At 67.3% G+C, this 14,834-nt stretch carries 12 protein-coding genes; 10 read left to right on the top strand and 2 right to left on the bottom strand.

The features are described from left to right. The first annotated feature begins 186 nt into the window (after positions 1–186). From Q8T13_05430 to Q8T13_05415, 4 genes are read left to right on the top strand one after another with little or no spacing between them, the layout of a single operon-like run. Positions 187–1,026 (top strand): BON domain-containing protein, encoded by an 840-nt coding sequence (locus tag Q8T13_05430; GenBank protein MDP3717196.1) that lies wholly within the window; start codon positions 187–189, stop codon positions 1,024–1,026. A gap of 1 nt (position 1,027) precedes the next feature. Beyond that, positions 1,028–1,807, top strand: a complete 780-nt coding sequence (locus tag Q8T13_05425) for an ABC transporter permease (protein MDP3717195.1) — start codon at positions 1,028–1,030, stop codon at positions 1,805–1,807. Beyond that, positions 1,804–2,553 carry an ATP-binding cassette domain-containing protein gene (locus Q8T13_05420; protein MDP3717194.1) on the top strand — a complete coding sequence of 250 codons (750 nt, stop codon included), beginning with the start codon at positions 1,804–1,806 and terminating at the stop codon, positions 2,551–2,553. Before Q8T13_05425 ends, Q8T13_05420 begins: the two co-directional genes overlap by 4 nt. Before the next feature lie 16 nt (positions 2,554–2,569). Then, on the top strand, positions 2,570–3,943 hold the full coding sequence (locus tag Q8T13_05415) for an MlaD family protein (protein MDP3717193.1): 1,374 nt from the start codon (positions 2,570–2,572) through the stop codon (positions 3,941–3,943). A gap of 14 nt (positions 3,944–3,957) precedes the next feature. On the opposite strand, the gene Q8T13_05410 is transcribed toward Q8T13_05415, so the two are convergent. Continuing rightward, complete coding sequence (locus tag Q8T13_05410) at positions 3,958–5,784, bottom strand: DUF885 domain-containing protein (protein MDP3717192.1); 1,827 nt, start codon at positions 5,782–5,784, stop codon at positions 3,958–3,960. Positions 5,785–5,873: 89 nt separating this feature from the next. Here Q8T13_05410 and Q8T13_05405 point away from each other — a divergent pair, with 89 nt between their 5' ends. The 3 genes from Q8T13_05405 to Q8T13_05395 all read left to right on the top strand — a co-directional run bounded on the left by Q8T13_05405 (position 5,874) and on the right by Q8T13_05395 (position 9,840). Further along, on the top strand, positions 5,874–7,391 hold the full coding sequence (locus tag Q8T13_05405; GenBank protein MDP3717191.1) for a Na+/H+ antiporter NhaC family protein: 1,518 nt from the start codon (positions 5,874–5,876) through the stop codon (positions 7,389–7,391). 39 nt (positions 7,392–7,430) lie between these two features. After that, positions 7,431–8,882 (top strand): DASS family sodium-coupled anion symporter, encoded by a 1,452-nt coding sequence (locus Q8T13_05400; protein MDP3717190.1) that lies wholly within the window; start codon positions 7,431–7,433, stop codon positions 8,880–8,882. 115 nt (positions 8,883–8,997) lie between these two features. Then, a complete protein-coding gene (locus Q8T13_05395; protein ID MDP3717189.1) occupies positions 8,998–9,840 on the top strand; it encodes a hypothetical protein in 843 nt (280 codons plus the stop codon). Between the two features lie 19 nt (positions 9,841–9,859). Here Q8T13_05395 and Q8T13_05390 read toward each other — a convergent pair whose 3' ends face one another. Continuing rightward, positions 9,860–10,519 (bottom strand): ROK family protein, encoded by a 660-nt coding sequence (locus Q8T13_05390; protein MDP3717188.1) that lies wholly within the window; start codon positions 10,517–10,519, stop codon positions 9,860–9,862. A gap of 125 nt (positions 10,520–10,644) precedes the next feature. On the opposite strand from Q8T13_05390, the gene Q8T13_05385 reads away from it, so the two are divergent. The 3 genes from Q8T13_05385 to floA are packed head-to-tail and all read left to right on the top strand — an operon-like array spanning position 10,645 to position 14,832. After that, on the top strand, positions 10,645–12,435 hold the full coding sequence (locus tag Q8T13_05385; protein ID MDP3717187.1) for a glycoside hydrolase family 15 protein: 1,791 nt from the start codon (positions 10,645–10,647) through the stop codon (positions 12,433–12,435). Positions 12,436–12,485: 50 nt separating this feature from the next. Continuing rightward, positions 12,486–13,862 carry an NfeD family protein gene (locus Q8T13_05380; GenBank protein MDP3717186.1) on the top strand — a complete coding sequence of 459 codons (1,377 nt, stop codon included), beginning with the start codon at positions 12,486–12,488 and terminating at the stop codon, positions 13,860–13,862. After that, the gene (gene floA / locus Q8T13_05375; protein ID MDP3717185.1) at positions 13,855–14,832 is read left to right on the top strand and encodes a flotillin-like protein FloA; all 978 of its coding nucleotides are present in this window, start codon (positions 13,855–13,857) and stop codon (positions 14,830–14,832) included. The genes Q8T13_05380 and floA overlap by 8 nt, the downstream gene beginning before the upstream one ends. The last annotated feature ends 2 nt before the right edge of the window (positions 14,833–14,834 follow it).

The raw sequence follows: 14,834 nt of genomic DNA, 5'->3' as shown, positions 1-14,834 counted from the left end.
TCAGCACGCCGTGTTGCCATCGCCTCGTCGAGTGACGACGGACCTGCGCATCAACGAAGGCGCCAACGGCCCGGTGTGGAGTGTTATTGTCAAACTGTGTCTGCGATTCGCGCTCTCATTCGTGCCTGCCGTACGCTGCTGAGCTTAGTAGCACTGATTCCGCTCGCGGCTTGCAGTACCGCCGCCGTGTCCACACTCGAGGTCGAATCCGCGCGCACGACTGGTCTGGTCATGACCGCTCTCGTCAACGATCCCGAAATCGGTGCGCGATCAATCACCGTCCGTGTGACCCGCGGCGTCGTTCAGTTGTCAGGCCTGGTCCGCAGCGAAGCCGAGGTGGCGCGCGCCGTCGCCCTCGCCGGCGCCGTGCCGGGCGTGACCCGCGTTGATGCCAGCCTCAGGGTCGGTGCCGATCGGCCGCGCTCCACTCAAGCGCCGCCCGATCAGGACACTCCCGGCGTTCGTGACCCGGCCAGTGAGTTTGCGGAGCTCGATGCGACGCCGGGCCGATTCGCCATTGGCGGGGCCTTCGTTGCAAGCCGGCCGTCGGCGGCGGCGTTCGCACCCGCATGGTCGCTCAGCCCGCTGGTTCGGCTGGGCGCCGGCAAAGGCCTGGGTGCCGCGGCGATCTTCGATTGGCATGGTGCGAGCGTCGCCGCCGCACCGGGCTCATCAGAGAGCAGATTGCGCGTGCGGCCAGTGATGGCTGGTGTTCGCTACACCGCGACGGCCGGCCGCGTGGCCATTTCTCCATCACTGGTCGGCGGCTACGCCTTCAATCGCATCATTGTCCCGAACACCGGCGCGGCGGACCGGCTGGCGGTTGACGCCGAAAACAGCCTGGTGTGGCGGCCCGGGGTGTCGCTCTGGATCGATGCGGGGCGGCGCACCGTGGTGAACCTGTCAGTGGGCCGCGTGCTCACGCGATTGAACGTGACCTTTGTCGAGGCCGGCGCGATCGAGCAGCGCACCGTCAGCGGCGACGCGACGACGGTGTCGGTTGGCCTCGTTTACCGGCTGTTCTGAGATGACCATCCTGACCAATCGTCTGACGGAGTGGCTTGCAACGGTGGGCGACGGCGCGCGGTTCGGCGCGCGCGCCTTGACGCAAGCGTTGCGCCTGCCTGACGAGCCGGCAGAAACCGGGCGGCAGTTGTATGAGCTCGGAGTTCGCTCGGTGCCGCTCATTGCCGCAGCCGGTTTTGCCGTCGGTATCGTGCTGTCGATGCACACCCGGGCCTCTTTGGCCCGCTTTGGCGCCGAGGCGCTCATTCCCGCCGGACTGGCCATTGCCTTCATCCGCGAAACCGGACCGCTCACCGCCGGGTTGTTGCTTTCGGGCCGCATCGGCGCGGGCATCGGTGCCGAGCTTGGCGCCATGAAAGTCACCGAGCAGATCGACGCGCTCGAAGCCCTGGCGGTGGACTCGTTCCGCTACCTCGTCGTCACCCGCGTCCTGGCCTGCGTCATCGCCTTGCCGCTGCTGACCACGCTGATGAACTTCACGGGCCTCCTCGGCGGCTACACCGCTGAAGCCGCCATCACCGGAATTGGCTTCGAGACCTATTTCCGCCAGGCGTTCTATTCGATCGAGTTCTCGGACCTGGTGCCGGCCACGCTCAAGACGATGGTGTTCGGTTTCATCATTGCCACGGTGTCGTCGTACCTCGGCATCAACACGACGGGTGGCACCGAAGGGGTGGGCCGCACCGCCACCAGGAGCGTGGTGCTGTCATCGATCCTCCTGATCGCCGCCAACGTCTTGCTGGTCCGGATGATCATGTTCGTCTTTCCGGTGTCCGAATGAGCGAGCCCACACCCGCCGTTGAGCTGCGGCATGTCAGCAAGGCCTTCGGCGACCTGCGCGTGCTCGATGACGTCTGCCTGACGGTGCCGGCCGGCCGCGCGATCTGCATCCTGGGCCGCAGCGGCACTGGCAAGAGCGTAACGCTCAAGCACATTGTCGGCCTGCTGGCGCCCGACTCGGGGCAGGTCCTGGTCGAAGGCGAGGACATCACGCCGCTCGAGGGCGCGGACCTCGCGCGCGTCCGCAAGCGCATCGGGCTGCTGTTCCAGCACGCCGCGCTCTTTGATTCGATCTCGGTCGGCGAGAACGTGGCGTTCCCGCTGCGTCGGCACACCAAACTGGGGGACGACGAGATCCGGGCGCGCGCGCAGGATCTGCTCAACCAGGTCGGCCTGGAGCGCGAGTACGACAAGATGCCGGCGGACCTTTCCGGCGGCATGAAGAAGCGCGCCGGCCTCGCGCGCGCGCTGGTCATGAAGCCGCCGATCGTGCTCGCCGACGAGCCCAGTGCCGGCCTCGACCCGATCACTGCCGGCGAGATCGACGCGCTGCTGGTGGCGCTCAACGACCGGGCCGCGACGACGCTGATTGTGGTGACCCACAACATTCCGAGCGCGCGGGTGATCGGTGATGAACTGGTGTTCCTGCACGAGGGCCGCATCCTCGCGCGTGGCGATGCCGCGTCGCTCGACCGCAGCGAGATTCCGCTGGTGCGGCAGTTCATGAGTTCCGAGAGTTCCGGGTAGAGGCGGGAGGCCTGAGATGCAGCGCAAACGAGCGGCGATGGTCGGCGGATTCGTACTGGTCGGCGTGGTGGTCTTTGGGCTGGGGCTGTTCCTGATCGGCGATCGCCGCCTGCTGTTCACGCGCCACTTCGAGACGGCCACCTCGTTCGGCAAGGTCACCGGGCTGGTGGTCGGCACGCCGGTGCGGCTGGCAGGTCTCCTTGCCGGCGAGGTCCTCGAGATCCGCACGCCGGCGCGGCCGTCGGAGAAGTTCTTCGTCCGCTTGCGCATCCGCGAAGACCTGCACGCGCTGGTACGCACTGACTCGGTCGCCACCATCCAGACCGACGGCATCGTTGGCAACGCGTTCGTGCAGATTGGCATGGGCACCGATGAGGCGCGCATGGTCGGGCCGGGCGAACTGCTGGTGGGCGTTGACCCAATCGAGTTCAGCGATCTCATCCAGGAGGGCCGCGACACGTTCCGGCTGGTGAGCCGTGAGTTCCTCGAGTTGACCGGCGAGGTGACCAAGACCGTGGGCGGCCTGACCGATACCATCGCGGTCACCAAGGGCGTGATTGCCGACGTCGGAGGTGAACTGTCGGTGGCCGCCGCCACGGCCCGGCGGGTCGCGGGGACCGTCGATGAGACGGTCGGCGATGTGCGTGGTCTGCTCGCGGGCGTCAAAGAGGGCAAGGGCACGGTCGGAAAGCTGTTCACCGATACCACCGTCTACGACCGCGTTGCCGAAGCCACCCGCGACGCCCAACAGACCGCGCGGACGGTGCGGGAAACGGCCGAACTGACCCGCGACGCGGTGCTGGCGTTCTCGGGTCCCGGCGGCATGGGGCCGCAGTTGACCCAGTCGATTCGCAACACGCTGGCCGGCATCGAGGAGGTGACGTTCGATCTGGCGGAAGGCACCGAGGCGCTGAAGCGCAACGTGCTGTTCCGCGGGTTCTTCCGCGACCGTGGCTACTTCGACCTCGACTCCATCTCCCGCGAGGCCTACCAGCAAGGCCTGTTGGAGCGTCAACACACCGCCGTGCGGGTCTGGATCGATGGCGCCGTGATCTTCGCGCGCGCCCCCGATGGCCGTGAGGTGTTGACCGACGATGGCCGGCGCCGGCTCGACGCGGCCATGGCGCAGCTCATGCAGTACCCGCGCAACAGCCCGCTGGTCGTCGAGGGCTACGCCGCGGACGACGAGGACGCCTATCTGGTGTCACTCGATCGCGCGCAACGCGTGCGCGACTATGTGCTCAGCCGGTTCCGCCGCCAGACGGCTTCCACGGGCGTCATGCCGCTCAGCGGCGATGCCGCCGGCAGCCCGAGCGGCGATGGCACCTGGGCCGGCGTCGCGCTGACCATGTACGTGCCCAACACCACGTTGCGAGAAGGGACGCGCTGACCCGGCCACCGGCGCTACTGTTGTTGATCGGCGATCCAGCGATCGACGCGCTTCTCCAGCACGGTCAACGGCAGCGCGCCGCCGCCGAGCACGGTGTCATGGAAGGCGCGGATGTCGAAGCGGGAGCCAAGCGCGGCTTCTGCCTTGCGACGCATCTCCTGGATGCGCAGCATGCCGATCTTATAGCTGGTCGCCTGGCCGGGGAGGACGAGATAGCGGCGAATCTCCGAGCGCGCCTGCGCTTCGGTGGTCGCCGAGTTGGCCAGGAAGTACTGCACCGCCTGCTCTTCGGACCAGCCTTTCGCGTGCATGCCGGTATCGACGACCAGCCGGATGGCTCGCCAGATCTCTGAGCCGAGCCGCCCAAACCGCGAGTACGGATCCTGGTAGGTGCCGGGCATCTCGCGCGCCAACCATTCTGAATACAGGCCCCACCCCTCGGAGTAGGCCGTGAAGCCGGCCTGCCGGCGGAAGGTCGGCACGCCAGTCAGCTCCTGGGCGATGGCGATCTGCATGTGATGACCGGGCAGGCCCTCGTGATAGGCGATCACTTCCAGCTCGTGTTTCGGCATCGCCTTCATGTCCAGCAGGTGCGCGTAGTAGACGCCGGGCCGCGACCCGTCCGGCGTGCCCGGGAAATAATGCTGCGCCGCGCCCGGCTGTTCCCGGAACGCTTCGACGCGCCGGACGACCAGGTCGGCTTTCGGCAGGATGCCGAAGTACTTGGGCAAGACCGCCTTGATCTTGTCGATCGCCGCCGTCGCGTCCGTGAGGTACGCCTGCCGGCCCTCGTCCGTGTTCGGGTAGTAGTAGCGCGGGTTGTCCTTGCTGTCGCGCAGCTCCGCGAAGAACGCGGCGAGGTCGCCCTTGAAGCCGACCTCGTTCTTGATCGCCTCCATCTCGCCACGCAGGCGCGCGACCTCCGCCAGTCCCGTGGCGTGAATCTGATCGGCGGTGAGCGTCGTGGAGGTCTGATTGGCCAGGCGTTCCGCGTAGAACGCCGCGCCGTTTGGCAGCGCGTGCACGCCGGCGGCCGGCGCGGGCGCCAGGGCGCGGTCCTCCCTCTGCCAGGCGATCAACGAGTTGTAACCGGCCTGGAAAGGGCCGGTCAGGGCGGCTTGTGCCTCGGCCAGCATCGCCTTGGCGCGGGCGTCGGTCAGCAGGCCCTTCTTCTGCAGGCCGGCGATTTTCGTCTTCGCGTCCGCCCACACGGCGCTGTCGGCGCCGGCGTCCGTGAAGGGCGGCCCGCTGATGATCTTGGTCGATTCCTCAATCACGTAGTCGTAGGCGAAACGCGGCGGCCGCACACCGGTGGTGGCGTTGGTCTTGGAGATCTCAATCAACTGGCGCAACGCCCGCCCCGACTCGCGAATGCGATTGAGGTAGCCCTCCATGTCGGAGACCGTGTCGACGCGATGGAAGGCGATCAGCAGTTGCGGCAGGAACGAGTGGATGGCCGACATCTGGTCGAAGATGTAGGCATTGGTCCGGAAGCGCGTGGCCGCCTCGGCTTGCTCGAGCTGATACAGCCACACGTCGTATGACGTCTGTGCCTCGGGGCTGAGCCTCGCGTAGTCGAACGACTGGCGCAGCTGCGCGGCAGACGCGCGTCGCCACGCCAGTTGCTGGTCCTGTGCCGCTATCGACAGGTCGTCGATCTCACTGGAGGCCTGGCCGAGGAAGGTCTGCTGAATGGGACTGAAGGCAAGCTGTTCCTTGAACTTCGCCTCGAACCAGGCATTGAGACGCGCCGTCTCGTCTCCGGCCGGCGGCGCCTGCGCCAGGGGTGTCATCAACGACAGGGCCGACAAAGCACCGACGCAGACCAGGGTTCGCAGCATGGCCCAAGATACCATGTCGATTTTCCGACGACCTGGGCCGCCGCAGTCAGCGGCCCACTGAATGTGATACACACGAGCGTCACGCGCTGATGGAAAACTACGGCCCCATCTCACTCATTCCCGTCGTCCTCACGATCGGGCTCGCGCTCTGGACGCGCCAGGTCGTCACGGCCCTGTTCATCGGGGCGTTCTCGGGTGTGCTCCTGCTGGTCGGCGGTCATCCGCTGACCGCGGCGACGACCATGGTTTCGGGCTACCTCGTGCCACAGCTCACCGACTCGTATAACGGCGGCGTGCTGGTGCTGCTGGCGTTCATCGGTGGCTTCGTGGCGTTGATGGAGCAGTCGGGCGGCGCCTCGGCGCTGGCCGCCCTGGCGGTGCGGGTGGTCCACTCGCGGGCCCGCGCACAACTGGCGGCCTGGGCCGGCGGCTGCGCCATCTTCTTCTCGGATCTTGGTACGCCCTTGATCGTCGGCCCCATCGTCGAGCCGTTGGTCGACCGCCTGCGCGTGTCGCGCGAGAAGCTGGCGTGGATACTTGACTGCACCTCGTCGCCGGTCGCGGTGCTGGTGCCCATCACCGGCTGGGGCGTCTACATCATGAGCCTGCTCGCCAAGGAGTATGGCGACGCCGCCGCGACCGGCGGTGACTGGGCCATGTTGATCCGGTCGCTGCCGTTTGCCTTCTATCCGATCGTGACGGTGGCGTTGGTGCCGGTGGTGGCGGTCTGGGGGTGGGAGTTCTCGCGCATGGCCAAGGCGGAGCAGCGGACGGCCGGCGGCGCGGTCTACTGGCCGGCGTCCAAACCGCTGCGTCCACCCGCGCCCGCGATGGTCAGCAACGCCCGGCCGGTGCTGGTGTGGCTGCCGTTGGTGGTGCTGTTCGGCACCATTCAGGTGTTGCTGAATCCGCTGGGGTTCCCGTGGCAACCGGTGCCCGGCGGCACCTTCCGTGCAGCCCTGAGCGCCGGCTACCTGTTTGCTGCGGTGGTGCTGATCGGTCTCATGGTGTGGCTGCGCACGCGCGGCCTTCGCGACGCCTTCAGCGTTTACACCGATGGCCTGCAACGCATGACGCTGGTGGCGGTGATTCTGCTTCTTGCCTGGACCATCGGCGCAGTCAACCGCAATCTCGGCACCGCCAGTTACCTCGTCGAGATCGCCCAGGGGGTGGTCGCTCCGGGATTGCTGCCGGCCATTGTCTTCGTGGTTGGTGCGGTCGTGTCGTTTGCGACCGGCACCTCGTGGGGCACCTTCGCCATCATGCTGCCGCTGGTCGTGCCCGCCGCACAGGCCATTGGCGCCGCCGAAGCCGTGACCGTCGGTGCAGTGATCGCCGGTGGCATCTTTGGCGATCACGTCTCGCCGATCTCAGATTCAACGGTCCTGTGTTCGACCGGCGCCGGCTGCGATCTCATGGATCACGTCACCACCCAGTTGCCGTACGCGTTGCTCAACGCCGCAGTGAGCCTGGTGGCGTTCGTGGTCGCCGGCTTCACCGCCAGCTACCTCGTCACGGCGATGGCCCTGGTCGCCAGCGCCGCGCTCTACCTGGCCATCTCTCGCACGTGGGGTGTGCGCATCGACCCAACCGCGGTTGGCGGTTAGGCGCTTCGTCGTGCGGACGGTGTTATTGTCGGTGGCGTCATGCTGTTGACTCGTGCGCACCTTGGCCTCGTCGGCGGCCCGCTGCTCTGCACGGCGATGTTGTTCACGGCGCCGCCCGACGACATGGCGCTGCTCGCGTGGCGAACCGCCGCCGTCGGCGTGCTCATGGCGGTGTGGTGGGTGACCGAAGCCCTCCCGATCGCGGCCACGGCCCTGCTGCCGATCGTCCTGCTGCCGGTGCTGGGGATTGCCGACGTCGCCGCCGCCACGGCGCCGTACGCCAACCCGGTGATCTACCTGTTCCTGGGCGGCTTCCTGATCGCCATGGCGCTCGAGAGCTGCGGGTTGCATCGCCGCCTGGCCCTCGCCATCCTCTCGGTCGTCGGCACCCGGCCAGCCAATCTGATCCTCGGCTTCATGATCGCGACGGCATTCATCAGCATGTGGGTGAGTAACTCGGCGACGGTCGTGATGATGTTGCCGATGGCGACCTCGGTCCTGGCCCTGGCGCGCGGCGGCAGCGACCGCTCGAGCCACGCGCCGGGAGGCGCCTTCGAGCTCGCCTTGTTGCTCGGTATCGCCTACGCAGGAAGCATCGGCGGACTAGGCACGTTGATCGGCACCCCCCCCAACGCCTTGCTGGCGGGCTTCATGTCTACGACCTACGGTGTGCAGATCGGTTTCCTCCAGTGGATGGCGCTCGGTGTGCCGATTGTGCTGATCGCGCTGCCGTTCGCCTGGGTCCTGCTGACGCGGTGGCTGTTTCGCGTGGGATCAGAACCGATCGCCGGGGGCGCGGCGATGTTGCGTGATCAACACCGCGCACTGGGGCCGATGTCGAGGGCCGAATGGACCGTCGGCACGATCACCGCGCTCACCGCGGCGGCGTGGGTGACCCGTCCGCTGGTCGAGCCGTGGGCCCCGGCCGTGACGGATACCGGTATTGCCATCGCGGGCGGGCTGTCACTGTTCATTGTGCCGCTGACCTGGCGGCCGTTGCGCGTGGCGCTGACCTGGACCCAAGCCGAGCAGCTGCCGTGGTCGGTGCTGATCCTGTTCGGCGGGGGACTGTCGCTGGCCGCAGCTATCCAGCAGACCGGCCTGGCCGGCTGGATCGGCGGCGAGCTTTCCGCCCTGAGCGGCTGGCCGGTGTTCGTGGTGGTCCTGGCCGTCACCACCGTCGTGATCTTTCTCACCGAGTTGACCAGCAACACCGCCACCGCTGCCGCGTTCCTGCCCGTCGTCGCGTCGCTGGCGGTCGGCATCGGCGCCGACCCGCTGCTGCTGGCCATTCCCACGGCGCTGGCGGCCAGTTGCGCGTTCATGCTGCCGGTGGCGACGCCACCAAACGCCATCGTCTACGGCACCGGCGCCCTGACCATTCCGCAGATGGCGCACGCGGGCATCTGGCTGAACCTCTTCTTCATTGCGCTGCTTCCGCTCATGGTCTATTACCTGGCCGGCCTGGTGTTTACGCTCGGCCAAGCCTAGCCAGATGGGGCCGGATACGGGCTAGACCCGTCCGAGTTTGGCGGACCGATGCCTGGCCGGGGCCGGAAGCCAGCCCGGGCCGAACCCCGGCCGCCCGGCCTTCGTATTACCTGTCATGCGCACCAAGATCGCCCTCATTGCCCTCATTGCGACGGCGGGCCTCGGCGTTGCCGCCTGCGACATCAAGACCGACGCCAGCGGCGACTTTTCGTTCGATATTTCAGGGGGCAAGGCCCAGGACACCTGGACCAGGACCTACACCCTGTCCGACAACGGACGCCTGGAGATCATCAACGTCAACGGCCGGATTACCGCCGAGCCGGCCACCGACGGCAAGGTGACCGTCGAGGGCCGCCGCACCGCCAAGGGCTCGTCAGACGAGGTGGCCAAGGAAAACCTGGCCAAGCTCGAGATTCGCGAAGAGGTGAGCGGCGAACGGGTCAGGGTCGAGTCGCGCCCCCCGCGCCTGCGCGGCTTCGGTGGCCACGAAATCGAGTGGACCATCAAAGTGCCGAACGGCGTGGTCGTTGATCTGCGCACCGTGAACGGTGGCGTCCGCATCAATGGCCTACAGGGCGAGGTGCATGCCAAGACCACCAATGGCGGCGTGCGCGGTAAGGACATCGGCACCCAGACCCTGAATGCCTCGTCCGTCAACGGTGGCATCGAAATCGAGTTCAACCGGCCGCTTGATTCAAGCGCCTCGGTCGAAGTTGAAACCGTGAACGGCGGCGTCGAGCTGGGCCTGACGGCCGACAGCAAGGCGACGATTTCCGCCCGTGCCGTGAACGGTGGCGTGTCGGTCACCGATCTGACAGTCGAGAAGCAGGCGCAGTCGAGCTCGTTCGAGTCGAAGCGCCGCCTCGAGGGCACCCTGAACGGCGGCGGCGCCAAGGTGAATGTCAGCACGGTGAACGGCGGCGTCCGCATCTCGCGAACGAACGGCCCCACGACTTAGCAGGAATCGGGAACAGGGATCAGGGCATCGGGTCCTTGTCCCATAGGCGGAAACCGCCGACAAAGGCGTTCGCGTTGTCGCCGGCGCGGCAGCCTGGCGGCAGCAACTGGAGCCGCTTGACGTTGCCGCCGCCGAGTACCACGTCATCGGGCTGCAGGGCCGCCACGAGCTGACTGACCGCGTCCACAACGTGGCGGCGCCATTTCTCCTTCCCGAGTCGCCGCCGTCCCCGCGCGCCGAGGTAGTGCTCGAAGGTGCGGTCGCGATACGGTAGGTGGCCCAGTTCCATGGGCGCCAGAACTCCCTCGAAGACCATCGCCGAACCCAGGCCGGTGCCCAGGCCCAGAAAGAGCAAGTTGCCCTTCCGATAGCTGCCCAAGGCCTGCATGGCGGCGTCGTTGATCAGCCGGACTGGTTTCCCGAACGCGGCCGCGAAGTCGAAGCCGAGCCAGCCCGGCGCGAGATTGTGCGGCTCCTTGACCACCCGGTCATGGCGCGCCACGCCCGGGTAGCCGATCGACACCGCGTCGTATTGCCAGTCGCTGGTCAGTTTCTTCACGCCGGCCACCATCTGCCGCGGGGTCATGTCCGGGCCCGAGGAAAACTTGCGCCGCTGCTCCTGCCCGGTCGCCAGCATCTTCACGCTCGTCCCACCGATGTCGACTACCAACACCTTCATGTCGCTGCCTCGCATTCCTCAGTATGATCACAAGCAAGTGACTACGAAGCTCTACCACTGGTGGGATAAGACACGGTCGAGCTTCTGGTTGGCTCCCGCCGTGACCGTGCGCGGCTCCTGATCACATGGCGTTGCGAATAGAAGACTACGCGTTGATTGGCGATTGCCAGACCGCTGCTCTCGTCGGCCGCGACGGCTCAATCGACTGGCTGTGCTTTCCGCGCTTCGATTCGCCCGCCTGCTTCGCGGCGCTGCTCGGCACGCCCGACCACGGCCGCTGGCTGGTCGCGCCGGCTGATCCGGTGCGCCAGGTGACGCGCCGCTACCGCGGTGACACGCTGGTGCTCGACACCACCTTTGAAACCGACTCGGGCGTGGTGACCCTCACCGATTGCATGCCGATTCGTTCGAGCCAGCCAGACGTCGTGCGGCTGGTGCGCGGCGTGCGCGGCCGGGTCCGCATGCGCACCGAGCTGGTGATTCGTTTCGACTACGGCAGCGTCACGCCGTGGGTGACGCGCGCCAGCGGCGGCTTGCGGGCCGTCGGCGGTCCCGATGCTGTCTGCCTGCGAACCCCGATCGCGCTCGGCGGCGAGGGGTGGACCACAACCGGTGAGTTCGAGGTGGCGGAAGGAGAGGAAGTGCCCTTCGTGCTCACGTGGCACCCCTCGCATCTCGAGTCACCTTCGCCGGTGGAGGCCACGCCGGCGATTGCGGCCACCACCGAGTGGTGGCGCGCGTGGTCCGCCCGCTGCACCTACCGGGGTGAGTGGCGGGAGGCGGTGATGCGTTCACTGATCACTCTCAAGGCCCTCACCTATGCCCCGACCGGCGGCATCGTGGCGGCGCCCACCACTTCGCTGCCCGAACACATCGGCGGGCAGCGCAACTGGGACTATCGCTACTGCTGGCTGCGCGATTCGACGTTCACCCTGGCCGCCCTCATGCAGTGTGGCTACCTCGAGGAATCGCAAGCCTGGCGCCAGTGGCTGTTGCGGGCGGTGGCGGGCCGGGGCGAAGAGCTGCACATCATGTACGGGTTGGCGGGCGAGCGGCGGTTGCCGGAATGGCAGCTGCCGTGGCTGCCGGGCTACGAGAACTCGAAGCCGGTGAGGATTGGCAATGCCGCGCACAACCAGTTCCAGCTCGACGTGTTCGGCGAGATCATGGACTGCCTCCATCTGGCCAGGCGCTTCAACTTGGGCGGCGGCACCAGCGACTGGCGCGTCGAGCGCGAACTGCTGCGCCGGCTCGAGGCCGTCTTCGCCGAGCCGGACGAAGGCATCTGGGAGATCCGCGGTCCGGCGCGCCATTTCACCCACTCCAAGGTGATGGCCTGGGTGGCGTTCGATCGCGCCGTCAAGGACGTCGAACGCTTTGGGTTCGACGGACCCAGCGAACGGTGGCGCCAACTGCGCGACCAACTGCATCAAGAGATCTGCGACCGCGGCTTCAACCGCGAACGCAACGCGTTTGTCCAGTACTACGGCGGCTCCGAAGTCGATGCGTCGCTGTTGATGATGGTCGAGGTGGGCTTCCTGCCGCCGCAGGATCCGCGCATCATCGGTACCGTCGCGGCGATCGAACAGGACCTGGTCCGCGGCGGCTTCGTCGATCGCTACCGTACCGAGAGCGGCGTCGACGGCCTGCCGGCCGGCGAAGGCGCGTTCTTGCTGTGTACGTTCTGGCTCGCCGATAACTACGCGTTGCTCGGACGGATGGCCGACGCCCGGCGCGTGTTCGAGCAGGTGCTGGCGATTCGCAACGACGTGGGCCTGATGGCCGAGGAATACGACCCGGTGGTCCGGCGGCAGCTCGGCAACTTCCCACAAGCGTTCTCGCACCTCGGCCTGATTAACACGGCCCGCAACCTGACCCAGCCCGACAAGCCGGCCACCGTGCGCCAGCAAGCCTGAAAGTTACGAGAGTACCGCCGCCGGGACCATCGGCGCAGTAAGATGAAGCCATGAGAGGTCGCATCGTCGGGCCACTCGTCGCGCTGTGCCTGCTGGCCGCCGGCAGCGTGGGGGTGCTGCGCGTCACTGCGGCCCAGCCGGCCCCAGCCATCGTCTACGTCGTTCACATCGAGGGCATCATCGACCTCGGCCTGGCGCCGTTCCTGGCGCGGACGATCCGCGAGGCAGAGAGCGCCGGCGCCGCCGCCGTGCTGCTCGACATCAACACCTTTGGTGGACGGGTCGATGCAGCGGTCGCGATGCGCGACACGCTGCTCAACTCGCCGGTGCGGACGATCGCGTTCATCAACCAGCGCGCGATCTCGGCCGGCGCCCTGATCGCGCTCGCCTGCCACACCATCGTGATGGCGCCGGGCGGCACCATCGGCGCGGCCGCGCCGGTCCTGGGCGGCGCCGGACCCACCCAGCCGGCCGACGAGAAGTCCGTCTCGTACGTGCGGAAGGAATTTCGCGCGACCGCGGAGACGCGCAACCGGCCGCCCGAGTTTGCCGAGGCCATGGTCGACGTCGATGTCGCCATTGCCGGTGTGATCGAGAGCGGCAAACTCCTGACGCTCACGACGACCGAGGCACTGTCCCACAAGGTCGCCGAGCTATCCGCTTCGTCAATCACCGGAGCGCTGGACGCAGCGGGGTTGCCGGGCGCGGAGTTGCGCTACGCGGCCCAGACCTGGGCGGAAACATTCGTGCGCTTCCTCACCAACCCCGTGGTCAGTTCGCTCCTGATGTCGGTCGGGCTGCTCGCGCTGTTTGTGGAGATTCGTACGCCCGGCTTTGCGATCCCCGGCTTCATCGGGCTGGTCTCGCTCGGGCTGTTTTTCTGGGGGCACTGGATCGTCCAGCTGGCGGGCTGGGAAGAACTGATGCTGGTGGGCGCCGGCCTGATCCTGATCGCGCTCGAACTGTTCGTGTTGCCCGGAACCACCATCGCCGGCCTGGCCGGCATTGGCCTGCTGGTGGCCGGACTGGGCCTCGCGCTGGTTGGCGCCGGGGCCACGGTCAACGTGGTGATCACCGCGCTTGGACGCGTGGCCTTCGCCATTCTGCTGGCCCTGGCCGGTGCGTTCGCGCTGCTGCGGTTCCTGCCGACGCTGCCGTTCGGACGCCGCCTCGTGCTCGATGCCGGCATGCCGGCATCCGGCGGCTATGTCTCGGCGCCCGCGAGCGACCACCACTGGGTGGGCCGGCGCGGCGTGGCCGAGTCGCCGCTGCGGCCGGCCGGCGTGGCCGACATCGATGGCGCCCGGGTCGACGTGGTGTCGGACGGCGAGTTCGTGGAAGCCGGCTCGGCGATCACCGTCATTCGCGCGGATGGCAACCGGATCGTCGTGCGGCGGATAACCCCTGCGGAGAATCCTGATGAATGAACTCGACTTCAGTGCGCTTGGTGCGATTGGCCTGCTGATACCCGCGATCGGCCTCCTGATCGTGGTTCTGTACCTGGTCCCGATTCCGCTGTGGATCGCCGCGTGGTCGTCGGGCGCCTACGTGGGCCTGATGACGCTGATCGGCATGCGGCTGCGCCGCGTGCCGCCGGCCACGGTGGTCAATGCCCGGATCAGCGCCGTCAAGGCCGGGATGCAGATCTCGATTGACGACCTCGAGGCGCATTTCCTGGCCGGCGGCAACGTCGTGCGCGTGGTCAACGCGTTGATCTCCGCCGACAAGGCCAACATCGAGATGCCGTTCAAGCGCGCGGCGGCGATTGATCTGGCGGGCCGCGACGTCCTCGAGGCGGTCAAGATGTCGGTGATTCCCAAGGTCATCGAGACGGCGCGGATTGCGGCCGTGGCCAAAGACGGCATCCAGCTGATTGCCGTGTCGCGGGTCACGGTGCGCACCAACATCGACCGGCTGGTCGGCGGCGCCGGCGAGGAAACCATCATTGCGCGAGTGGGTGAGGGCATGGTCAGCACCATCGGCTCGGCCGCCACCCACAAGGATGTGCTCGAGAACCCCGATCACATCTCGAAGAACATCCTGAGCCGCGGGCTCGACGCCGGCACCGCGTACGAAATCCTCTCGATCGACATCGCCGACGTCGACGTCGGCGAGAACATCGGCGCCAAGCTGCAGATCGACCAGGCCAATGCCGACAAGCAGATCGCGCAAGCCAAGGCCGAAGAACGGCGCGCGATGGCGGTGGCGCTCGAGCAGGAAATGCGCGCGCGGGTGGTGGAAGCCGAGGCCGAAGTGCCGCGGGCCATGGCCGAGGCGTTCCGGCAGGGCAACCTCGGCATCATGGACTACTACCGGATGAAGAACATCCAGGCCGACTCGTCGATGCGCGAGTCGATCGCCGAGGACGGTGACGATCAGACGCCCCCGAAGCGGTAAGC

The sequence above is a fragment of the Acidobacteriota bacterium genome (assembly GCA_030697165.1).
In the GTDB taxonomy this organism is placed as follows: domain Bacteria; phylum Acidobacteriota; class Vicinamibacteria; order Vicinamibacterales; family UBA2999; genus 12-FULL-67-14b.
The sequence above is the reverse complement of the archived record's forward strand: the minus strand, read 5'-3'. Positions and strand labels throughout refer to the sequence as shown.